The organism is uncultured Roseibium sp., assembly GCF_963675095.2.
In the GTDB taxonomy this organism is placed as follows: Bacteria; Pseudomonadota; Alphaproteobacteria; order Rhizobiales; family Stappiaceae; genus Roseibium.
Map to the genome: position 1 here is coordinate 1 of NZ_CAXXSJ010000033.1, position 25,241 is coordinate 25,241.

General features: G+C 65.0%; 3 protein-coding genes. All 3 read left to right on the forward strand.

What is annotated here, in order from left to right:
• On the forward strand, window positions 1-3,305 hold a 3,305-nt coding region (locus ABIN98_RS12790), incomplete at its 5' end, for a beta-ketoacyl synthase N-terminal-like domain-containing protein (protein ID WP_346910486.1).
• Window positions 3,302-4,636: an NAD(P)-binding domain-containing protein gene (locus ABIN98_RS12795; RefSeq protein WP_346910487.1), complete on the forward strand. Its 1,335-nt coding sequence runs from the start codon at window positions 3,302-3,304 to the stop codon at window positions 4,634-4,636. The genes ABIN98_RS12790 and ABIN98_RS12795, both read left to right, overlap by 4 nt.
• A complete protein-coding gene (locus tag ABIN98_RS12800; RefSeq protein ID WP_346910489.1) occupies window positions 4,633-25,215 on the forward strand; it encodes an amino acid adenylation domain-containing protein in 20,583 nt (6,860 codons plus the stop codon). The genes ABIN98_RS12795 and ABIN98_RS12800 overlap by 4 nt, the downstream gene beginning before the upstream one ends.
• Window positions 25,216-25,241 lie beyond the last annotated feature (26 nt).

Below are 25,241 nucleotides of genomic sequence, written 5' to 3' on the forward strand. Positions count from 1 at the left end.
CCGAAGACCTGATGATCGATGTCGCCGACATCCGTGACGACGACAGCTTCCTCGACCTCGGTCTCGACTCCATTCTGGCCGTGACCTGGATCCGCAAGCTCAACACGACATACGGCATCGACCTGCCCGCGACCGCCGTCTACGCTCACCCGACCGTCGGCGCTCTGATCGCCCATGTGGCGAAGCTGATCGGGGAGCGGCCTGTTGCAGAAGCGGTCGCGCCCGTACCGGTGCAATCCGAGCCCGTTCAAGCCACGCCTTCGCAGACAAAAAGCGTCGTCGGTCGCCATCGTCAGAAATTGCGCGCTGAGATCGTGTCGTCCCTCGCCGAGGACCTGATGATCGAGACGAGCGAGATTACGGACAGCTCCGGCTTCCTGGACCTCGGTCTCGATTCCATCCTGGCGGTCACCTGGATCCGCAAGCTCAATAATCGCTACGGCATCGAGCTGCCCGCGACTGCCGTCTATGCCCATCCGAGTGTCGGCGGGCTGGTGGATCATGTCGCGACGCTGGTGCCGGCTGCGGCTTCGTGGACCGTTGAGCCCGAGCCCGTTTGCGCTGAAGCCGATCAGAGCCCGGCAGACCTGCCAACCGCTCCGGCCACTGCCCCCACCCAACCGGCGGAAGCCCGCCATCCATCCACCGACGCCATCGCCATCATCGGCGCGTCCGGAAAATTCCCCAAGGCGCGGGACCTCGGCGAATTCTGGGAAAACATCCGCTCCGGCCGCGACTGCATCGACGAGGTTCCTCCCTCCCGCTGGGATATCGGCAAGTACTACGATCCGGACCCGCAGGCGCCGGGCAAGAGCTATTGCAAGTGGATGGGCGCGCTCGACGGCGCCGGGGAGTTCGACGCCCGGTTCTTCAACATCACGCCGCTTGAGGCGGAACTGATGGACCCGCAGCAGCGCCTGTTCCTGGAAACAGCCTGGCATGCCATCGAGGATGCCGCGATCGACCCGGCAAGCCTCGCCGGCAGCCGCTGCGGCGTCTATGTGTCCTCCGGCCCGAGCGGTTACGAGGACCTGATCAGCGAACGCAACACCTACAGCCTGCTCGGCAGCTCTGGCTCGATCCTGGCGGCACGCATCTCCTATCTGCTTGATCTGTGCGGTCCGTGTCTTTCCATCGACACCGCCTGCTCCAGCTCGCTCGTCGCCCTGGCCGAGGCCTGCGAAAGCCTTGTGTCCGGAACCTGCGACATGGCGCTTGCCGGCGGGGCCTGTGTTCTGGTCGGACCGAACATGTTCATCGACACTTCCAAGGTCAGCATGCTGTCGGCCGATGGCCGCTGCTTCTCCTTCGACGAGAGGGCCAACGGCTTCGTTCCGGGTGAAGGCGTCGGTGCGGTCCTCTTGAAGCGCCTCGCCGATGCGGAGCGGGACGGCGATCCGATCCACGCGGTGATCCGGGGCTGGGGGGTCAACCAGGACGGCCGCACCAACGGCATCACCGCGCCGAACCCGAAGGCGCAGACGGCATTGTTGAAAGACGTCTATGAGCGCTTCCGGATCGACCCGGCGACCATCGGCCTGATCGAATGTCACGGCACGGGAACGCCGCTCGGCGATCCGATCGAGGTCGAGGGGCTGACCGATGCCTTCGAGGGCGTGCCGGCCGGCGACCGCTGCGCCATCGGCTCGGTGAAGAGCAATATCGGCCATCTGCTGGCCTCCGCCGGCATCGCCGGTACGCTGAAGGCAATGCTGGCGCTGGAATACCGGCAGGTGCCGCCGTCGATCAACGTGGAAACCCTGAACAGCCATATCCCCTTCGAACGCACGCCCTTTGCCGTCAGCCGGTCCCTGCGGGACTGGGACGGCCCGTCCGGTTCTCCGCGCCGCGCCGGTGTCAGCGCCTTCGGCTTCAGCGGCACCAATGCCCATGCGGTGCTGGAGGAATATGTTCCGGCACCGGCCGCCGCAGGCGGAGGCACGCCGAAGATCTTCGTCCTGTCGGCCCGCAATAGAGACCGTCTGACCGACTATGCCGGCGACATGGAACGGTTCATCACAGCAAGGCCCGATCTGGATCTGGATGCGCTGGCGCGCACGCTGCAGACCGGCCGCTCACACTTCGGCGAGCGCCTCGCCTTTGCCTTCACGAACCGGGACGATCTCCTGCGCAAGCTGTCCTCGGTGGTTGCCGGCACACCGCTCGAAGGCGTTTATCTCTCTGCTGGCGATCCGAACGCCGTCGCGCTTTTCGGCTCTGACGACGACGCAAAGGCGCTCGTTGCAAAATGGCTCAGATCGGGAGAGGCGAACGGCCTGAACAAGGCGGCAGAGCTCTGGGCCAAGGGGCTGGCGGTCGACTGGCCGACGTCTTCTGCTGCCCGGCTGCATCTGCCTGGCTATCCGTTCGAGCGGACCAGCTACTGGGTGGAACCGGCGGAAGACACGCAGCAGCCTGGTGTCACCGTGATCCGGCCTATGACGGGTTCGCTTCTGGGCAAGGTTCCGAAGGAAGGCGAAATCGGCCAGGTTGCGGTGCGCATCAACGGCGATGAGCCGTTCCTGACGACCCATACAAGCGGCACGGAGCGGCTGATGGCCGGACTGTTCCTGCCCGAGATCGCCCGCAATGCGCTGGAGCGGCTGTCCGGCAAACCGGTGCGCAGCCTGCAGCATCTTCTCTGGGGCAGGCCGGTGCCGGTAAACGGCAAGCCGCGCCACCTCACGGTGATAGGCATGTCCGACAGCGAAGGTCTGCTGTATCAGGTCGAGGCCGATGGCGAAGAGGGACGTCCCTGGCATCTCGGCACGGTCGGAGAAGAGCCCGACACTCTCGCTGAGCGCAAGTCACTCGAGGGGACCGGTCCGCTGCCGGGCGCCGACATCACGCCGGTGTTCCGGGACTTCACTGAGCGCTGTGCGATCCATTCCGGTCCACCGTCCGCAGAAATGGCGACGGTCACCGAAGTCCGCCGTGACGGCGATGTCCTGCTGGCGCGGCTCGCCCTGCCGCGCGGATCGGCCGAAGACCGGCAGGGACTGCTGTATGATCCGTTCGTTCTGGACGCGGTCTGGCGTCTGCTGACGTTCCGCGCCGGAGGCTGGGTCGCGGATGCGGGGGCGGGCAATGCGCTCGCCTTCCCGCTGAGTATCGAGCGAATGATCGGCTTTTCCTCGCTTGAGGATCGGGCGATTGTCAGGATCGACGGCGGGTCTGATTCTCAAGGCCTCACGGTCGAGCTTTACGGTGCGGACGGCCGGGAGTGCCTGCGCCTGGAAGGGGTCAGGTTGACGAGACTGGAGCAAAGCCGGGACATCCGGATCGGGGAGGAGGCGCAGCCATGAGCAGCTTGCCGCAGAAGGTGGCGATTATCGGCGGCGGCCCGACCGGCATCGGCGTGGCGCGCGAGCTGATCGAAGGCGGGATCACGGTCGACCTCTACGAGGCCGAAGCCGATTTCGGCGGCGTCTGGAATTCGGATGCGCCTTGCGGACGTGCCTATGAATCTCTCCACCTGATCTCGCCGAAGTTCAACACCCAGGTTCCCGATTTTCCGATGCCGGAGGACTACCCGGCCTATCCCAATCACCGCCAGATGCTGGCCTATATCCGGTCCTACGCTAAGGCCTTCGGCGTCTATGAACGGGCGCATTTCAACGCAGGCGTGGAGACGCTGACGCCGGAAGGCGACGGCTGGCGGCTGAAGACCGCTGCCGGAGACGACGCGGTCTACCCGCTGGTCATCGTCTGCAACGGCCTGCAGCGGGTGCCGCGCTATCCCGAGCCGCCCTATCCGGGGAAGTTCGACGGCGAGGTCATGCATGTTCGTGACTACAAGTCGGCGGACCAGCTGAAGGGGAAGCGCGTCTTGGTCGTCGGCGGCGGCAACTCCGGCTGCGATATCGCCGTCGATGCGATCCGCACCGCGGCCTCGGTCCTGCACAGCACCCGGCGCGGCTACTATTACCAGCCGAAATTCATCGACGGAAAGCCGACGCCTCAATGGATGATGGAGCTTGGCAACAAGTTCGCCACCAAGGAGGAAACCCTCGCCTATATCGAGGAGGTGTTCCGGCTTGCCGGCTATGACGGCGCCGACTACGGCCTGCCGCGGCCGGACTATCCGCTCGACGGCGCCCATCCGGTGATGAATTCGCTGCTGCTCTATCACATCGGTCACGGCGATATCACGCCGAAGGGCGATATTGCCGGCTTTGAGGGCAAGACGGTGCGGTTCCAGGACGGCAGCACGGCCGAGGTCGATCTGGTGCTCTATGCGACCGGCTACAGCCGCGACTTTCCCTTCCTCGACAGGGACCTGCTGGAGTGGAAGGGGTATATTCCAGATCTCTTCCTGCATTCCACGCCGCGCAACCTCGACAACATTCTCTTCATGGGCTTCATCAACGCCGCCGGCGGGTTAGGCGACGGCCTGAAGACCCAAGGCCTGTTCGTCCTGAACTATGCACGGGCGCTCTTCGGCAAGACCCGGGGGCTGCAGCGCTTCCTCGCCGCCAAGAAGACCGATACCCCGGATCTGGGCCAGACCTATTTCATCGACAGCTACCGTCACCAGTGGGAAGCCGATCTCTGGAAGCTGCTCGGCCATATGCGCCGCTACCGGGACATGCTTGCCGACACTGCACCTGCGCAACAGGAGGAGCCGGCCGAATGAGCTCTGGCCCCCGCAACGACCTGCGCGCCCGGATGGCGCAGCTTCTCGACCGGGAACTGGTCGAGCGGGCCGGTGCGCGCCTGTCGGAACAGGCGCAGCAGGCGGGGGCGCAGGCAACGCCGGAAGCGCCGAAAGCGGAATTGAGCACGCAGGACTGGCTTGCCCGCGACGTCTGGCAGATCGCCGCAAAGGCCCTGCGCATGCCGGAGGACCAGCTCGACCCTGAAGAGAACCTTGCCAATCTCGGCATCGACTCCATCGCCATTACCGAGGTGATGGTGCAGATCTCCCGCCACTTCGGCATCTCCGTCGCGCCGACGACCTTTTTCGAGGCCAAGCATCTCGACGATCTGAGCGCGATCCTGTTCGACCGCTACGGCCCGGCCATTGCCGGACACTACGAGCGCCTGGCTGCAGAAGAGGCTCCGGAACCGGAGCCGGTTCAAGCTGCAAGCGGTCCGACCGAAACCGGAAACCGGCAGGAAAGCTGGACTGCCCGTCATCGGGCCGCCGCGCTCCGGCGCCCGGCGAAGGCTGGGCCTGCCAAGCCGGTTGCGACAAGTGCTGAGCCGAAGTCTTCCGACGCAACCGGTGAATCCGTGCCGATCGCCATCCTGTCGATGGAAGGTATGTTCCCGCAAAGCCCGGACCTGGAGGCCTTCGCGGCCCATCTGGCGGCGGGCGACGACTGCATCGAGGAAGTCCCGGCGGACCGCTGGGACTGGCGGGCGGTCTTCGGCGACCCGAAGAAGGGCGCCTTCACGGATGTGAAATACGGCGGCTTCGTTCCGCAAGTCGACCTGTTCGACGCCGCCTTTTTCAACATCTCGCCGCGCGAAGCGGAGCTGATGGACCCGCAGCATCGCCTGTTCATGGAATGCGTCTGGAGCTTGATCGAAAAGGGCGGTTACGCACCCGGGTCGCTGGCCGGCAAGAACATTGGCCTGTTCCTCGGCATCAACCTGCTCGACTATACGGACATGGTGAACCGGGCGGGCATCATGGAGGCCCAGCAGCTGACCGGCCTCGGCCATGCGTTCTGCCCGAACCGCCTGTCCTTCCTGCTCGACATCCACGGACCGAGCGAGGTGGTCGACACCGCCTGCTCCAGTTCGCTGGTGGCGATCCACCGGGCGGTGATGAGCATCCGCCACGAAGGCTGCGAGATGGCCATTGCCGGCGGCTCGAACCTGATGCTGTCACCGACCCAGCACATCATGTTCTCCAAGGTCGGGATGATCGCCCCGGACGGGCGCTGCAAGACCTTCTCCAAAGACGCCAACGGCTATGCCCGCGCCGACGGGGTGGGCGCGGTGCTGCTCAAGCGGCTCGACCTCGCCGAACGGGACGGCGATCCCATTCTCGGCGTAATCCGTGGCTCGGTGGAACACCACGGCGGCGGTGCCACCTCGCTGACCGCGCCGAACCCGAAGGCCCAGGCGCGCCTGATTGTCGAGGCGCACCGGCAGGCCGGCACCGATCCGCGCAGTATCGGCCTGATCGAATGTCACGGCACCGGCACGCCGCTCGGCGACCCGATCGAGATCGAAGGGCTGAAACTCGCCTTCGACGAGCTTTACCGCGACTGCGATCTGGAACAGCCGGCGGAACCGGTGATCGGCCTCGGTTCGGTCAAGTCCAACATCGGTCACGCGGAAACGGCGGCCGGTGTCGCCGGCCTGATCAAGGTCCTGCTCGCCATGGAGAGCGGAACCCGCTACCGGACCCTCCATTGCACCGAGCCCAACCCGCTATTGGAGCTTGCCGGCAGCCCGTTCCACCTGCTCCAGCAGGAAACGCCCTGGCAGCGGCCGGTGGTCGATGGCACCGAGCAGCCCCGCCGGGCAGGCCTCAGTTCCTTCGGCGCAGGCGGCGCCAATGTGCATCTGGTGATCGAGGAATACCGGCAGCGTCCGAAGGGCGACGCGTCTGCCCCGGAAAATCCGGTGGTGGTGCCGGTGTCGGCAAAGACCGAGGCGTCGCTCAGGGACGCGGTTGCCCACTTGCGGAAAGCCGCCGCCACGGCCGATCTCGCCGAACTGGCTTATACGCTGCAGATCGGCCGGGACGCGATGCGCTGCCGGGCGGCCTTCATTGCAACCGACAGGGATGGCCTCCTGCGCAAGATGGAGGCTTACCTCGCCGGTGACAGGAGCATTGCCGCTACCGGCGAGATTCCGCCGGGTCGCCGGGAAAAAGCAGATGCGCTCGATCCTTCGGCCAAGGGCGCAACTGCCATTGCCGAGCACTGGGCCGCAGGCGGTGATGTTAACTGGCTCAGGCTTTACGGCGACGACCGCCCGCATCGGATCACCCTGCCGGGCTACGCCTTCCAGCGCAAACGCTTCTGGCTGCCGGAAGACGCGAAGCCGGCGCAGGCACAGACTGCGGCATTGGTGCCGTCGCCGGAGGGTAAGGGACGGTATGAACTCAGACTGACAGGGCGGGAGGTCTTCCTGGCCGATCACAGGGTCGGCGGAACGCCGGTTCTGCCGGGCGTTGCCTATCTGGAACTCGCCCGGTCCGCCGCCGAGCAGGACGGCATTGCCGATCCGGAACTCCGCCAGGTCGTCTGGATGACGCCGCTCAAGGTGGAGCGGCCCGTTACGGTGACTTGCGAAATATCCCGCCTGGAGGATGGCGGCGCACGGGCGGAAATCGTCACCCGGACGGACGAGGGCGACCGGGTCGTTCACGCGCAGATGCGGATCGTTGCGGGCGCGGAACCGGCGGGCCGAACGGTGGACCTGAACGCCCTTCGGAATGCGTCGGCGCGCCATCTGCCGGCTTCCGAAATCTATGCCGCCTTTGATGCGATGGGTCTTGCCTACGGTCCGGGCCACCGGGTCATTTCGGATCTTGCGGTCGGCTCCGAGGTTCTTGCCCGGCTTGAACTGCCGGAGGCCTTGAGGCCGGTGCTTTCCGACTATGGCCTTCATCCGAGCCTGATGGACGGCGCTCTGCAGTCCGCCATCGGTCTGGCGCTGGGCGAAGCAGGCGATGCACCAAAGATCGCGGCCCTGCCTTTTTCCGTCGATGCCGTCGACATTCTCGGTCCCTGCGAGGCCGCCATGTGGGCCCATGTCCGGGGCGGGTTGGCGTCAGGGGCCGGGCTGCGCAAGATGGATATTGACCTGATCGCGGACGATGGCAGCGTGCGCGTAGCCCTGTGCGGCTTCGCGACCCGTGCGATTGAAAAGACGGACGATACGGAGTTGCTCTGCTTCGAACCGAACTGGCGTCCGTTCGTGAGCGCCGCCGAAGCGACAGACGGCAGGCGGCGCATTGTTCTTCTGACAGCCGGAACAGGTGACGCGAATGCTCTGGCGTTCAGACTGCCGAATTGGGATTGCCGGGAATTGGAAGACCGGTCCGATCTCCCCCTGCAACAGCGCTATTCCGCTCTTGCCGATCAACTCCTGACCATCGGCCAGGAGCTATTGAACAACGGTCCGGCCACTCTCCAACTTGTCCTGTCGGAAGGCGAGGGATCGGAAGCGCTCAGCGGCCTTGGCGCCATGCTGCGCAGCCTGCATCGCGAGCATCCGAAGATCGGCGGTCAGGTTCTCACCATTAGCGCGGGAACGGATGCGGATTCGCTTGTCCGGCTGCTGCGCGACACGACCAATGCCCCGGCCGACGCGCATCTGAAGGCGGACGGTGACAGCCTGTCGATGGAAGTCTGGGGTGAGGTCGAGACGGCTCCCCGAACGGCGTCCGTCCCATGGCGGTCGGGCGGGGTCTACCTGATCACCGGCGGCACCGGAAAGCTCGGTCGGCATCTGGCCAAGGACATCCTGGAAAAGGCTTCGGGCGCGACAGTCATCCTCGCCAGCCGTAACGATCCGGACCCTGAAACAACGGCCTGGCTGGAGGCCGAACCGCGTCTGCATCACTCGCGTGTCGATTTCACCGACGAAAGCGCCGTTGCGGAGTTGGTCGAAGTGATCCGGCGGGACTATGGCGGGCTTGACGGCGTCATTCACGCCGCCGGTGTGGTGCGGGACGGAGCTTTTACGCACAAGACGCCGGAACAGGTTGCCGCCGTCCTCGCGCCCAAGGTGGCGGGCGCGGTGGCGCTGGACAAAGCTATCGGCGATGCGCCGCTCGATTTCCTTGTCTTCTATTCGTCGATCTCCGGCGTCACCGGCAACACCGGACAGGCGGACTACGCCGCCGCCAACGCCTTCCTCGACGGCTTCGCCGAAGCGCGCGAAACCCGGCGCCGGAAGGGCCTGTGCCATGGCCGCACGCTTTCCATTGCCTGGCCGCTGTGGCAGGGCGGCGGCATGGGCCTCGATCCGGCCCGGCAGGATCTCATGCGCCGCACCACCGGACTGGTGCCGCTGGAGACCGGAAGAGGCATCGAAGCGCTATACGCCGCATTGGAAGGGACCTCGTCCCGGCGTCTGGTCACGGTTGGAAACGCCGCCCGGATCCGCCGCTTCATCGGCAGCCTGCAGGAGCCGGACGTCAAGCCCGATCAGCCTGCTGCAATGTCGCCTGCCAAGGTCGCGCCCGCACCATCTGCTGACCTGCGCCGTCTCGTTCTGGCAGGCCTCGTGGACGAGGCCAGTGCCCAGCTCAAGGTCTCGGCCGACGATCTCGATCCGGATGTCGAACTCACCGAATACGGTTTCGATTCCATCGGCTTCACCCAGTTCGCCAACCGGCTGAACGACCGCTTCGACCTGGAGCTGACGCCGACCCTGTTCTTCGAATATCCGACCCTCGATGGCCTGGCAGGTCATCTGAGTGAGGCAGAAACCGGGTCGATGGCTGCAGCCCTCGGCGCTGCCTTGCCGGCCGAACCGGAACAGGAAGAACCGGTTCTGGAGCAGGAACCGGTGCCGGAGCCGCCGGCCCGCCGAGCCATTGCCGAACCGCGATCGACTGCGCCTGTCGCTCAACAGCCGGTAGACGATCTGGTCGCCATCATCGGCATGAGCGCGCAGTTCCCCGGCGCGCCGGATGTGGATGCCTTCTGGCAGGTGCTGAAGGAAGGCCGCGACTGCATTTGCGAGGTGCCGCCGGAGCGTTGGGACTGGCGCGCCTATTGGGGCGATCCCCTGTCGGAACCGGGCAAGGGCAATGCCAAGTGGGGCGGCTTTATCGAAGGTATTGCCGCGTTCGACGCGCCGTTCTTCGGCGTCTCGGCGCCGGAAGCGCGGATGATGGACCCGCAGCAGCGGCTTCTGCTTACCCAGGCCTGGCGGGTGATGGAAGATGCCGGCTATGCGCCCTCGGCCCTTGCCGGTTCGAAGACCGGGGTCTTCATCGGCACGGCCGACACCGGCTACAGCCGGCTGATTTCCCAGGCCGGCGTCGGCATCGAGGGCTATTCGATGACGGCGCTCGCCCCGTCGCTCGGCCCGAACCGCATCAGCTACACTTACGATTTCCATGGTCCCAGTGTTGCCGTCGAGACCGCCTGTTCCAGCGCCCTGATTGCCGTTCACCGGGCCGTCGAGGCGATCCGCTCCGGCCATTGCTCTGCGGCGATTGCCGGCGGCATCAACGCACTGCTGCTGCCGGAAGCCTTCGTCGGCTTTTCCAAGGCCGGCATGCTGTCGCCGGAAGGCCACTGCAAGCCGTTCTCGGCGAGGGCAGACGGCTACACCCGCGGCGAAGGCGTCGGCCTGGTGTTCCTTAAATCGCTTGCCGATGCCGAGCGCGACGGCGACCGCATCCTGGCCGTCATCCGCGCCAGCGCGGAAAACCACGGCGGTCATGCAGCCTCGCTGACGGCGCCCAATCCGAAAGCCCAGGCGGAGCTGCTGCGCACCACCTATGCCCGTTCCGGCATCGATCCGCGCACGGTCGGCTATATCGAGGCCCATGGCACGGGCACGCCGCTGGGCGACCCGATCGAGGTCGAGGCCCTGACCAGCGCCTTTGCGGATCTCGCCCGTGATGCGGAAGCGACCTTCGGTCCAGCCCCGGCGCAAAGCTGCGCCATCGGCTCGGTGAAATCCAATATCGGCCATCTGGAACTCGCCGCCGGCATTGCCGGGCTCATCAAGGTCCTGTTGCAGATGCGCCATGGCGAAATCGCCAGGACGCTCCATTGCGACGAGCTCAATCCCTACTTGAAACTGGCGGGCAGCCCGTTCCATGTCGCACAACAGGAAACGGCCTGGTCCCACATCATCGATGCAGACGGCAACATCCTGCCGCGGCGTGCCGGCGTCAGCAGTTTCGGTTTCGGCGGCAGCAACGCCCATGTGGTGCTGGAGGAATATCCGGCACCGGACGATCTGGTATCTGCTACCGAGGTTTCGACTGAGCCCGAACTGATCATCCTCTCCGCCAAATCGGAGGCGCAGCTCAAGGAGATGGCAGACCGGCTCGCGGCCTTCCTATCCGGGCCCGGTCAGGCGGCAAGTCTCTGCGATATCGCCCATACACTCCAGATCGCCCGCGACCCGATGGAATTCCGCTTAGGTCTTGTCGTGCAAACCAAAGCGCAGATGCTGGAGCGCCTCAACGCCTGGCTGGCAGGGGACACGGCCAAAGGCGTCCAGACCGGCCGGGTGAAGACCAACCGCAGGACCATGTCGGTGCTTGAAAGCGACGGACCGTTGCGCGAAGCGGCCGCCGGGCTTGCCGACAGAGGCCGGGCAGAGGATCTGCTGGCGCTCTGGGCCGGCGGCTTCAATGTCGATTGGCAGTCAGTGCGCAAGGGCCGTCCGGGAAAGCGGATTTCCCTGCCCGGCTATCCTTTTGCAAAAACGGAATTCTGGGTCGGCAAGCGGCCGCAGGCCCCGGCCGAAACACCAACCACTTCGACGTCATTCGGGGTCGAAATCGACGGCTTGGAAAGTTTCGTGCGCGATCATCTGGTCGAGGACGTCAAGGTCCTGCCGGGCGTGATGTCCTTTGAGCTTGTACGTCAGGCGCTGGCGCGCGCCGATACGGGATCGAAGGGTTTCGAACTCATTGGGCACACCTGGACGAATCCGGTCTCCGTGACCGAAGGATCTGAGTGTCTCGAAGTCTTGTTGCAGGAGGAACCTTCGGGGCGGTTCCGGTATACGATTTTCGCCACCGGGCCGACGGGAACACGCGCGCATGCGCAGGGTGCCATCCGTGCTCTCGGCGAGGAAATCGCTCCGAAGATCGATCTGGACGCCGCCAGGTCTGCGGCGATCCGCGCGCTTGATGTTGCGGACATCTATCGTCGCTTCGAAGACCTTGGGCTTCGCTACGGTCCGGCACAGCGTGCCATCGCCGGCCTGTGGCAGGGGCCGGGTCTTGTTGTCGCCCGGCTGGAGCTTCCGACCGAAGCCGACCCTGATCCTGAACTGAACCCGTCCATTCTCGACGGTGCCTTGCAGGCTCTGATCGGTCTGGAGGAGGACGAAGCCAACGGAACCGCTTTGCCCTATTCAGTTCGGCGGGTCGCTGTTCATGGCCGGACCGGCGAGCGGATGTGGGCCGTCGTTCGTGCCGGAGACACCGGCGCGTCCATCGATGTTTGCGATGAGACCGGCACGGTTGCGGTCCGACTGGAGGGTTTCGCGGTCCGCGCCCTCGAACAGCCTGACAGGTCTGCCCCCGCAAGCCCGGCTGTAGAGGCTTCGGCAATCGTCAGCGATGAGGCAAGACATTCCGCAGCCCTTCGGATTGTCACCGGCATTGCCGCACGCACGCTGGAAGTGGATGCATCGGAACTGGATGTGGAAGCCGAACTCGGTGATTTCGGCTTCGACTCGGTCACAATGACCGCCTTTGCCTCGCGGATCAACGCCGAGCTCGGCTTGTCGCTGACGCCTGCCGATTTCTTCGAATACGCGACCCTGGAACGGCTCGCGCGCCATATCGCCGGGGACCTGTCGGAGGAACAACTGGGCATCGCGAGTAATGCTGAAATAGCGGGCGAGACGGTAAAAGAACCGGCTGTGCCGGTTGTCCCGGCACGGGTTCCCGAAACAGGTTTCGGCGCGGATCGGCAGGCCTCACCCAATGACGACGATCCCGTCGTCATCGTCGGCCAGAGTTGCTGTTTCCCGATGGCGGAAGATGTCGACGCTTTCTGGTCCAACCTGATTGCCGGCCGCGACTGCATCACCCGCATTCCGGCCGACCGCTGGGACTGGAAAGAGATCGACGGCGACCCGCGACAGGACCCCGGAAAAACGAACATCCACTGGGGTGGCTTCATCGACCGGGTGTTCGAATTCGACCCGCTGTTCTTCGCCATTTCGCCGCGTGAAGCGAAACTCATGGACCCGCAGCAGCGGCTGATGCTGATGCACGCCTGGAAGGCGATCGAGGACGCCGGTCATTCGCCGAAGAGCCTTGCCGGTCAGAAGGTCGGCGTCTTCGTCGGCACGTCTTCCAGCGGCTATTGCGAGAGGATTGGCGACGATACCGGCAGCGAGGGCTATGTCGCGACCGGGTCCGTTCCCTCCGTCGGTCCGAACCGGATCAGCTATTTCCTCGATCTGCACGGTCCGAGCGAACCGGTGGAGACGGCCTGCTCCAGTTCCCTTGTCGCCCTGCACCGGGCGGTGCAGGCCATCCGCGCCGGCGACTGCGCCATGGCGCTGGTCGGCGGCGTCAATACGATCGTCACGCCGGACGCCCATATCAACTTCGCCCGGGCCGGGATGCTGTCGCCGGACGGGCGGTGCAAGACGTTTTCGTCCGGGGCCAACGGCTATGTGCGCGGTGAGGGCGTCGGCATGCTGTTCCTCCGCCGCCTGTCGGATGCCGAACGCGACGGCGACCCGATCTTAGGGCTAGTGCGCGCAACGGCGATCAATCACGGCGGCCACGCCAATTCTCTGACCGCGCCGAACACGGAAGCCCAGGCGGACCTCCTGCGCACCGCCTATTTACGGGCCGGGGTCGATCCGCGTTCTGTCGGCTATGTCGAGGCCCATGGCACCGGCACCGCTCTTGGCGATCCGGTCGAAATCAATGCCCTGAAATCGGCCTTCCGATCGCTCCCCGAAACCGATAGCCATCTCAACAGTGACGGCTGCCGGCTCGGCTCGGTCAAGACCAATATCGGCCACCTGGAGCTGGCCGCCGGCGTCGCCGGGGTGATCAAGGTTCTGCAACAGATCGAGCACCGGCAGCTGGCGCCGAGCCTCCATTGCGAGGACATCAACCCGTATATCGACCTGAGCGACAGCCGGTTCGAGATTGTCCGAAGTGCGCGGGACTGGACCCCGGTCCGGGACGAGGCCGGTAAACCGTTGCCGCTGCGCGCCGGCATCAGCAGCTTCGGTTTCGGCGGCGTCAATGCGCATGTGGTGCTGGAGGAATATCGGTCGGCGAAAACGCCTTTGCGGGCGAAACCGGACGGTCCCGTCGTTGTCGTTCTCTCCGCGCGTGATCCGAACAGTCTGAAGGAGAGCGCCCGCAATCTGCTGGACACGCTCGAAAGCGGCCGGATCGAAGAGAGGGATCTGGGCGATCTCGCCTTTACGCTGCAGGCCGGCCGGGCCGAACTGGCCGAACGGCTGGCAATCGTTGCCGGAACCGTGGACGAGCTTGTCGATCGCCTGAAGACATTCCTGGACGATCGCGCCGCGCCGGGGATCTGCCGCGGTCGTGCCAAACCCGGCAGCGAAGCGGCGAGCACGCCCATCGGCGATGCCGGGCCACATGGCATCGCGGAACAATGGGTCGCCGGCGGCAAGGTCGATTGGAAAGCTCTCGGTCGCGGACCGCATCGGCGCCTGAGGCTGCCGACCTATCCGTTCGCGCGTGATGTCTATCGCATCGGCGGTGCCGGCCGGCCGAAAGCGATGCCGCATCAGGCGGCCATGGTGCAATCGGTAATCGCGTCCCCGTCGGATGAGGACGGACAGGACGATTGCCACGTTCATCTGAACGCAGACGCCTTCTACCTGCGCGACCACCGGATCCGCGGCAGCCGCATCCTGCCCGGAGCCATGAGCCTGGAAATAATCCGCAAGGCGGCCGCGGAGAAATTGCCGTCCGACGGCCTGCCGCTGGTCTTTTCAAATGTCACGTGGCGCAGGCCGGTGGAATTGGGCAGCGGCGAGATGAATCTCCGCGTCCGACTGAGCGAAACCGGCGAACAGGCCTGGTCGTTCCGGCTGACGGCCGACGACCGCTCCCAGGCCGATTACATGCGCGGAAATGTCGGCATCGCCGCTGCGGCAGACCCGTCACCGCATATGGATCTGGAAGCCCTGAAGCAGGCCTGCCGGACGGAACACGACCCGGACTGGCTCTATGCCTCCTATGCAGCCCTTGGCATCGACTATGGACCGGCCTTCCGCGCAGTGAGTGAATTGAAGTCCGGCGGCGACGGTGTTCTTGCGCGCCTGCAACTGCCCCGGGCGGCGGACGTCGAGGGCGGGGACTTCGTCCTGCACCCGAGCCTGATCGATGCAGCCTTCCATGCCGCTCTCGTGTCCTTCTCCGGTGACGGCGGGACAGGCGCTGCGCTACCCTTCGGCATCGACCGGATGGAGATCCTTGGGCCGACAGCAAAGGCGATGTGGGCGCATCTACGAACCGTGTCCTCGGCCAACGGCATCCACAAACTGGATATCGATCTTGCCGATGACGGCGGCCGGGTCTGTGTCCGGATCGAAGGGTTTTCGCTGCGCCTGCTGCCGCAGGCGTCCGGGGATGGGGAGCAGCCGCTGCGCACGGAAAAGGCGCCTGAGGCGGTTCCCTTCAGGAGCGCTGCAGAGAGGTATTTTGTCGACCTGGTCGCCCGCGAAACGGAGATCGACGCTGCCGCCATTTCCCTGTCCGCGCCGCTTGAGGACTACGGCATCGACTCCGTCCTGATCATGCAGCTGACCGACGTGCTGGAGCGCGATTTCGGACCTCTGTCGAAAACCCTGTTCTTCGAACACCAGACCCTAGGCGCGCTTCTTGGCTATTTCCTTGAGGAGCATGCCGAACGATTGAGTGCCATTGTTGGCACAGCGGAGACGGCGTCTGGAAAAGTCGTCCCGGTTGAGGCGCGCTCAGAAACAAGGCGCGGTCCGGTGGCGGTCGATGAACCGATTGCGATCATCGGCGTGGCGGGCCGCTATCCCGGCGCCCGGTCCCTCACCGAATTCTGGCAGAACCTGGCGGCCGGCCGCGACAGCGTCACCGAGGTGCCGGCCGGCAGGTGGGACCACAGCCGCTATTACGATCCGGTCCGGCAACCCGGCAAGACCACCTGCAAATGGGGCGGGTTCGTCGACGGCCATGACCGGTTCGATCCGATGTTCTTCAACATCGCGCCTCGCGAAGCACAGCTGATGGACCCGCAGGAACGCCTGTTCCTGCAATGCGCCTGGGAAACCCTGGAAGACGCCGGCTATACGCGGGCAACCGTGGCGCCGGACCGGGAAGGCCTTCGCGGCGGCGATGTGGGCGTCTTCGTCGGCGTCATGTGGGAGGAATACCAGCTCTACGGCCCGGAACGTCAGGCGCAGGGCCAGCCGCTTGCGATCGGCACCAGTCCGGCCGGTGTTGCCAACCGGGTGTCCTATTTCTGCAATTTCCACGGACCGAGCATGACGGTCGACAGCATGTGCTCGTCGTCCCTGACGGCGATCCATCTTGCCTGCGACAGCCTGCGTTCGGGCAGTTGTTCGGTGGCGCTGGCCGGAGGGGTCAACCTGACGCCCCATCCGAACAAGTTCCTGACCCTGGCGCAGGGCCGGTTCCTGTCGACCACCGGGCGCTGCGGCAGTTTCGGTGAAGGCGGCGACGGCTACGTGCCGGCGGAAGGCGTCGGTGCGGTGTTGCTCAAACCCCTAAGCCGGGCGGAGGCCGACGGCGATCGGATCTACGGTGTGATCCTGGGCTCGGCGCTCAATCACGGCGGCAAGACCAACGGCTATACGGTTCCCAATCCGGCGGCCCAGACGGCGGTCATCGAAAAGGCCATGGAACGCGCCGGAATCTCGCCGGATCAGGTCAGCTACGTCGAGGCCCACGGAACCGGAACAACCCTGGGCGACCCGATCGAGATCGCGGCCCTGACGAAGGCCTGGCGCAAGCAGGGCGAAGGCGAAACTGTATGCGCCATCGGCTCGGTGAAGTCCAATATCGGTCACGGCGAAAGTGCCGCGGGAATTGCCGGTCTGACCAAAATCCTGCTGCAATTGAAGCACGGCGAACTCGCGCCGTCGCTTCATGCCGAAACGCTCAATCCGAATATCCCCTTCGAGACCTCGCCCTTCCGGGTCCAGCGCCGGCTTGAGGCCTGGCCGCAGGGAATGTCCGGCGACAGGCCGCTGCCGCGGATCGCCGGACTGTCTTCCTTCGGCGCCGGTGGCTCGAACGCGCATATCGTGATTGCCGAGCACCTCGGACAGGCGCGGCCGACCGTTTCCGCAGGTCCCGTGATCTACCCCTTCTCGGCCCGCGACCCGGAACGACTGCGGGTTCTGCTCACAAATTTCCGGTCGACTCTCAACGGTTTGACCGAAGCGAACTTGCCCTCTGTCGCCTTCACCCTGCAGGAAGGCCGGGAGGCGTTCGAGGAACGCCTGGCAATCGTCGCAAGGGACAAGCCGGATCTGTCGGCGAAACTGGATCGGGCTATTGCAGGTCAAAGCGGTGACGAAGGCATTTTCCAGGCGCGCGCTGCAGCCGGCCAACCTGCGGCGGACTTCTCTCTCCCGTTGTCGGCCGTCGCCGAAAGATGGGATAAAGGGGCAAAGGTTGATTGGCCGGCATTGCGCCCGGGTCCGAAGCCGGCGCCGATCAGCCTTCCCACCTATCCCTTTGCCGAGGACCTTTGCTGGCTTCCGGATATCGAGGCCACGGTAAATCCCCCGAAACCGGAGATGAAGCCGGTACAGGCTTCTTTGCCGCTGCTGTTTGCGCCGGTCTGGCGTGAGCAGGTGCTTGCTTTGGATGAAGGTTTGCCGCCTAAGGAGCGTCTTGTCGTGCTTTGCGGCAGTCTGGGTTCGAACCGCAGTCTCGCCAGTCGTCTGGAAAGTCCGGAGACCAAGGTTATTGCGCTGGAGGCTCCGGCAGGCCCTGTCGACAGCCGGTATGAATTCCATGCCGTACGGCTGATGAAGCTGCTGCAGGATCTTGCCCGGAAGCGGCCGCAACAGGCCGTTGTGCAGGTCGTCGTGCCCGCTGATGGCGAGGACAGCCTTCTGGAAGGCCTCGGCGGGCTGTTGCGCTGCGCGGCGATGGAACACCGGAGTCTGTCGTGCCAGCTTGTTGCGGTGGACAGTGATGACGATCTCGCGGCAAGGCTCGCAGCCGATGCTGACTGCGCAGCCGAGCAGAACGCCATTCGCTATCGGCACGGCCGCCGGCTAGTCCGGTCCTGGGAAGAGGTCGCTCCAATGGCTAGGCCGGACCGGTCGCCGTGGAAGCAGGATGGCGTCTATCTCCTGACCGGCGGGGCCGGTGGCATCGGCCTTCATGTGGCCGAAGCGATCGCGGCCAGCGGCGTCCGGCCTTCACTCTGGTTGACCGGACGGTCGCATCTGAAGCCGCAAGCTGAAGAGCGCCTGAAAGACCTGGAAGCCCTGGGTGCGACCGTTCACTACCGCCGCATCGACGTGACGAGCCGGGATGCCGTAACGGACCTGCTGGCCGAGATCGATGTCATTGACGGGCATCTGGACGGGGTCTTCCACGGCGCCGGCATCACCCGCGACGGTCTGCTTGCGAGCAAGGATGAGGCGACGCTGCGCGAGGTTCTGGCGCCCAAGGTGACCGGCACGCATATTCTGGATGAGGCGCTTGGCTCTAGGCCGCTCGATTTCCTCGTGCTGTTCGCGTCGGCAGCCGGCGCGCTCGGCAACCCGGGCCAGTCCGATTATGCCGCAGCCAACGCCTTCCTCGACCGTTTCGCAAGCCTGCGTAATGAACGCGTTTCCGCAGGCACCTGTCATGGCCGGACAATTGCCATCGACTGGCCTTACTGGCGCGACGGCGGCATGCATATGGATGCCCGCACCATCGAGGCCATGGACCGGGAAGCCGGCGTCCGTCCGCTGGAAACCGCTCCGGCCATCGCCGCCCTGACTGCGATCCTGTCTCGGTTGGACGAAGACCAGGTTCTGGTACTGGAAGGCGACCACGATCGGTTACGCGGCCTGATGGCGCCGCCGCAGCCCGCAGCCGCCAAGCCGCAACCGGCGCTGGTCGAAGCAACAGTTGAGGACGTCCGGCGTTCCGAGCCGGTCGTGGCATCCGGTGCACGTGAACAGGTCGTCGCACAGATCAAGGCATGTTTCTCTACCTGTCTCGGCATTCCGGCAGACCGGCTGGCGCCCGACGACACCATCGATCGGTTCGGCGTGGATTCCGTTTCCTCGCTGGAGATTGTCGAGGCCCTCGAAGCGGCGTTCGGCCCGCTGCCGCAGACGATCCTGTTCGAGTTCCAGACCATCAATCGCCTCGCCGAAGAACTGATGACCCGGCAGAGCCCGGTCGCGACGGAAGACCCGGTCGCACCGGCATCACAGCCGCCCGTTGTTGCATCTGAAAAGGCCGAAGAACCGGAACCCGTCGCAGATGGGAACGACCGCGACATCGCGATCATCGCCGTCGCCGGCCGCTATCCGGGTGCGGACACCATCGAGGCCTTTGCCAAGCTGCTCCGGGAAGGCCGCGACTGCGTGACCGAAATCCCGGCAGACCGCATGGACCTGCTGCCACGCTATTCGCCGCGCAAGGGCGAACCCGGCGCCAGCTATTGCAAATGGGGCGGGTTCCTCTCCGATGTCGATTGCTTCGACGCGGCGTTCTTCGGCTACACACCCCGCGCGGCCGATCTGGCGGATCCCCAGGAACGGCTCTTCCTTCAAACCGCCTGGCACCTGTTCGAGCGGGCGGGGCATACGCGCTCCTACCTGGCCGAGCATTACGACAAGCGCGTCGGCGTTTTCGTCGGCTCCATGTACCAGCAATATCCCGGTCTGGCGTCTGACCCTGAAAGCCGGACGCTGCTGGCTCTGTCGTCCTATTCCGGGATCGCGAACCGCACGTCGTTTTTCTTCGACTGCCAAGGGCCGAGCGTCGCCGTCGACAGCATGTGTTCCTCCGGCCTGCAGGCGGTCCATCAGGCCTGCCAGAGCCTGCGTGCCGGCGAATGCCGGCTGGCGGTGGCAGGCGGCGTCAATCTCTCGATCCACCCGGCCAAATACGAGGCGCTGAGCCGAGGCGGTCTCGTCGGCAGCAGCGCCGAGAGCCGTGCCCTGTCCGGCGGCGACGGGTATCTGCCGGCCGAAGGTGTTGGTGCTGTTCTTTTAAAGCCGCTTGGCGATGCGTTTCGGGACGGAGACCGCGTGCTCGCGGTGATCAAGGGCAGCCTTGCCAATCACGCGGGCCATTCCGCGGGCTATGCCGTGCCCAACGCGGATGCGCAGGTGCGCCTGCTTGAGGACGCGTTCCAAACCGCCGGCATCGATCCGGCGACAGTCGGCTATGCCGAAGTGGCGGCCAACGGTACGCAGGTCGGCGATGCGATCGAACTGCGGGCGCTTGGCCGGGTCTATGAAGACCGGAAGCCGGAGCAGGCATCTCTTGCCGTCGGCTCGGTCAAATCGAACATGGGCCACGCGGAAGCCGCCTCCGGTCTGGCGCAGCTCACCAAGGTCTTGCTGCAGTTCGAACACCGCGAACTGTTCCCGTCCTTCGGCACATCCACTACGGAGACCGCCCATCTGCTTCAGGGCACGCCGTTCCGGCCGCAGACCGTGCTGGCGCCTTGGACCGCGCCGGTTGCGAGTGGAAAGGAGCTGGCCCGGCGGGCGACCGTCAGTTCCTTCGGGGCGGGCGGGTCGAATGTGTTTCTCACCCTGGAAGAAGCCCCGGCGCTCCCGGCGCAGCAATCGTCGTCGGAACGGCGCCCGCGCCTGTTCCCACTCTCGGCCCGAAGCGAAGATCGGCTGATCGACTTACGCAAGGGACTGGCCGCCTATTTACGCGAGGCCAAAGACCTCGACATGGCGGCCCTGTCGCGCACCCTGCGATTTGGTCGCGAGACATTCGCCTGCCGCGTCGAGATCGTCGCGACGGATCGAGACGAACTGGCGGCCAAGCTGGAAGACTTCGACTATCGGGCTGATACAGAACCTGCGCTGGTCGCCGCCAAAGATGAAGAATCCCGCACAGGACCGATGCTGGTCCTGCCGGGCTATCCGTTCGCCAGGGAGCGCCACTGGCTGCCGCAGGGCTCCGCACCGGACACTGTACCGCAAGCGCTGCCGGACGAGACCGCACCGGCACCCGAAAACGCACCGGTGGAGGAACGCAGCGAGACCGCAACTCAGCTCATTGCCCGGACACTCGCCTCTGAGCTGGGTTGCTCCGCAGATGACCTCGAACCGGAGAAGACCTTCGAGGCTCTCGGCGTCGATTCCATGGTCCGCATGCGTCTGATCTATGCGGTCGAGGAAGCCTTTGGCCGGGTGTTGTCGCAGAAGGTTCTGGAAACCCATGCGACACCGCAGGCGCTGGCCCGTTTTCTGGAGTCGGAAACCAGCGACACTGCACCGGCACCCGTGCACGAAGAGCCAAATCCGGCAATCGCCGGTCCCTATCGCTGCCCTTTAGGCGAGGCGCAGAAGGGTCTGTGGGTGCTGCAGTCCCTCTATCCCGAAAGCGGCGAATACAATGTTCCGCTGGCCTTCCGGGTGAAGTCCGCCGACGGTGCCGCACTTTCAAAGGCCCTGGACTGGTTGGTGGCGGAATATCCGATCCTCGGCACTCGCATTGTCGAAGAAGACGGCGAGCCGGTCCTTCGTGCAAGGCCGGAAGGTGTGGACCTTCGGCCGCTCGTCATGCCGAAGGAAGTCGAAACCGCCGGCTTCCTGCGCCAGCGCGTTCTATTGCCGTTCGATCTGAGTAAAGCCGTCTTCCGGGTCGAGCATCTTTCCGGAGGCAAGCTTGGGCCGGACGAAAGCATCGTCCTGTTGACCGCCCATCATATGGTCACAGACGGCATTTCATCCGCCGTGATCACGCGCCGGTTCTGGTCGGCCTACGGGAACTTCCGCCGGTCAGCTCCGGTACCGGAAAAGGGTTACAGCGCCGACTATTCCGACTTTGCCGCCTGGGAGGCGGCGTTTGCCGCCTCGGACGAAGGACAGGCGCAGAAGCAGTACTGGCTGGAAAAACTCTCCGACCCCGCGCCGGTGCTGAAACTGCCGGCAAGGCCGGGCACTGGGCGGGCTGCCGCATCGAACGGACAGGATCTGGAAATCCGGCTGCCTGAGGACCTGACCGCAGGGCTTCGCGAACTGGCAAGGCAGCAGGGCGTCAGTCCCGCTTCGGTCTATCTCACCGCCTTCTCAGCTCTCCTCCACCGCTATACCGGCGAGGAAGACCTTGTGATCGGCGTGCCGACGCTGCGGCGTCCGTCGCGCCGCTTCGAGGAAACCGTCGGCTATTGCGCCAACATGATCGCACTGCGTCTTGGCATCGACCCGGGTCTGTCCTTCGGTCCGTTGTCCAAGGACGTTCATGCGGCGCTTGGCGAGGGGCTCGGCAACAGCGATATCCCGTTCACGACCATTGCCCGCGAACACGGCGGCACGGCGACCGGCAAGCCGCCCTATCAGGTAAGTTTCGCCTATCAGAACTTCGTCCTCGATGGGGGGGAGCTGGATCTGTTCGCCCGCGGCGACGTGGCTCTTCTATCCGAAATCCGGCAGGTGGGCGGCGCGCAACTCGGCATTGAGGTTCAGGACGATCCGAAAGGGGCGTCGATCATCGCCGGCTATGACGGCGACCGGTTCGCCCGCGGCACCATCGAGCGCATGCTTGCCCATTTCCGCCGGCTTCTGGAAGCGGCGGTCACCGAGGCTGAAACACCCGTTTCCGCGCTGCCGATGCTGACCAGGCCGGAAACCGACCGGGCCCTGCATCACTGGGCCAGAGGCGAACGTCTTCACGCGTCCGGGGAGCTTGCCCATGATCTGGTCTTTGCCGCAGCGCAGGAACACCCGTCTGCAACAGCGATTGTCAGCGGCGCGAAACGTCTGAGCTACCGGGACCTCGTCCTCCGGTCGAAGCAGATCGCGCTTGCGCTGACGGAACACGGGGTCAGCTCCGGCGATCGGGTCGCCGTTTTCCTGGAACGGGAGCCAGACGGTATTGCCGCTCTGTTGGCTGTGATCGCGATCGGCGCCGTCTGGGTCCCGCTCGATCCCGAATATCCGGACGAGCGCCTGGCCTATATCCTGCGCGATGCCGAGGTTGCACTGGTCCTGAGCCGCGGCTCCCTGGCGAACCGCCTGCGCGATCTCAAGGACAGGCCGGCGGATGTGATCGATCTGGACAGGGCGCGTTACTGGATGCGCAGCCGGTTCGTCCGGTTCCCGGAAGCCGAGATCGCCCCGGATCATCCCGCCTATATCATCTACACATCCGGCTCCACGGGCGTCCCAAAAGGCGTCGTCGTGTCCCACGGCGCCCTGTCCGAACATTGCCAGGTCATCATCGGCGAATACGGCCTGTCGACAAGCGATGCGGTGCTGCAATTCGCGCCGACGGCGGTCGATACCGCTATTGAACAGATCCTGCCGCCACTGGCCGCGGGTGCCCGGCTGGTGCTGCGGTCTGCCGATCTGCAGACGGCGGATGAATTCCGCCGTTTCCTGAGTGAAGAGAGGATCACCGTCGCCGACTTGCCGCCGGTCTACCTGCACGAACTACTGCGCTCCTGGGACCGAAGCGGTGCCGATCTTTCCGGACTGGATCTGCGGCTCATGATCGTTGGCGGAGAGGCGCTGACGCCCGAGGTAGCAGCTGCCTGGAACCGGAGCGGCCTGTCCGGGAAACGGCTGGTCAATGCCTACGGGCCGACCGAGGCAACGGTCACCGCGCTGGTTCACATGGTGAAGCCGGCCGACGGCGACGACACCATTCCCATAGGCCGGCCACTCCCCGGAACGGAGATCTACATACTCGACCGACACGGCAATCCGGTGCCGGACGGTGTGGTCGGCGAACTTCATATCGGCGGCGGACGCCTCGCGCTCGGTTATCACAAGCGCACGGATCTCACCGAAGACCGCTTCCGCATTCATCGTCTTGGGCAGAAGGCCATCCGCCTCTATGCCACAGGCGATCTTGCCTGCTTCCGTCCCAACAGCGGCGGTGTCGTTGAGTTCCACGGCCGGATCGACGATCAGGTCAAGATCCGCGGCCACCGCATCGAGCTTGGCGAGGTGGAAGCAGCACTTGCCGCCTGCGGAGTGGCGGAATGTGCTGTCCTGGTCGAGCGCAACAAGGCGGGCGATCCGGTGTTGACCGCCTGTCTCGGTGGAGAGGCGGAACCCTTCGACGATGCCTTTTTGCGCAAACAACTCTCCGGCCGGCTGCCGCCGCATATGGTGCCCTCGGTCTGGGTCCGGTTGGGCAATCTGCCGAAAACCACCAGCGGGAAGATTGACCGCCGGGCCTTGCTGCGTGCGGAACGTGAAGAGACGGCGGGACACGGCGCTGGCCGGCCGCCGCGGGACCGGGTCGAGGAAGAGCTCCAGACTGTCTGGATGGAGGTTCTGGGCAGGGAACCGGAGTGCCCGATCGGTATTGAAGAAGATTTCGCGGATGCAGGCGGTCATAGCCTGCTTACGGTCCGTCTCCTGAACCGGATCGAACAGACATTCGGTTGTGCATTGTCGGTGACCGATCTGGCGCAGGCCGGAACGATCGCAACCCAGGCGCGCCTGCTCCGCCAGCTGGGGATTTCGAGGGCTCTCCCCGAGGCGGGAGAAGCGGCTGACGCGAAAGACGCCTCGCTGCTTGTTTCCCTGAAACAACCCACGCCGGACGGCGAGGAGGAGAAACGTCCGCCGGTCTTCCTGATCCATCCGATCGGCGGCACGCTTACTTGCTATCAGGCCCTGGTCGGAGAATTGGATCTCGACCGTCCGGTCTACGGCATCCGCGCGGAAGGGCTGGAGCCGGGCGAAACCTGCGCCAAGCGCACGATCGAGGATCTGGCGGCCTCCTATTGCGAAGTCATCCGCAATGTTCAGCCTCATGGCCCCTACACCCTTTGTGGCTGGTCCTTCGGTGGAAACGTTGCCTGGGAAATGGCAATGCAACTGGCCGGGCAGGGGGAAGAGGTCGCCTTTGTCGGCCTGATCGACAGCTATACGCCGGAAGAGGTCACGCACCTGGAAGGCGCCTCCGGTCTTGCCGATGCCGATTTCGACAGCAGGTGCGGGCAAGCCTTCCTGCGGGACCTGTTCGGTGCCGACGTCCAGGTGGCCGGGGGCGAGGACATCGTCGAACGGGTCATGACCCTGCCGCAACTGGAAGCCGTCCTGCCCGGCGCGACCCGGGCTCAGCTTCAGCGCCTCTACGCGGTCTTTGCCGCCAACTATAAGGCCTTTATGGACCATGTTCCCGGCACGGGCGATGCGCCGGTCACTCTCATACGCGCAGCAGTTCCAAACGCGGAGGAGAGTGGCGGGTCCTGGAAAGATCTTGCGGGAGCGTCCCTGGTCGTTCGCCCGGTGGAAACCGATCACTACACCATTCTCCGACCGCCTCATCTGAAGGAATGGATTCCGGATTTCCGCAAGGCTATCGAGAGAATTGCCGAGCCGGATAATCGGGAGGGCGATCCGTCGGCGAAGGCGGGTGAGAATGCTTGAAATCGATTTGGGCAAAGCGGGTTACG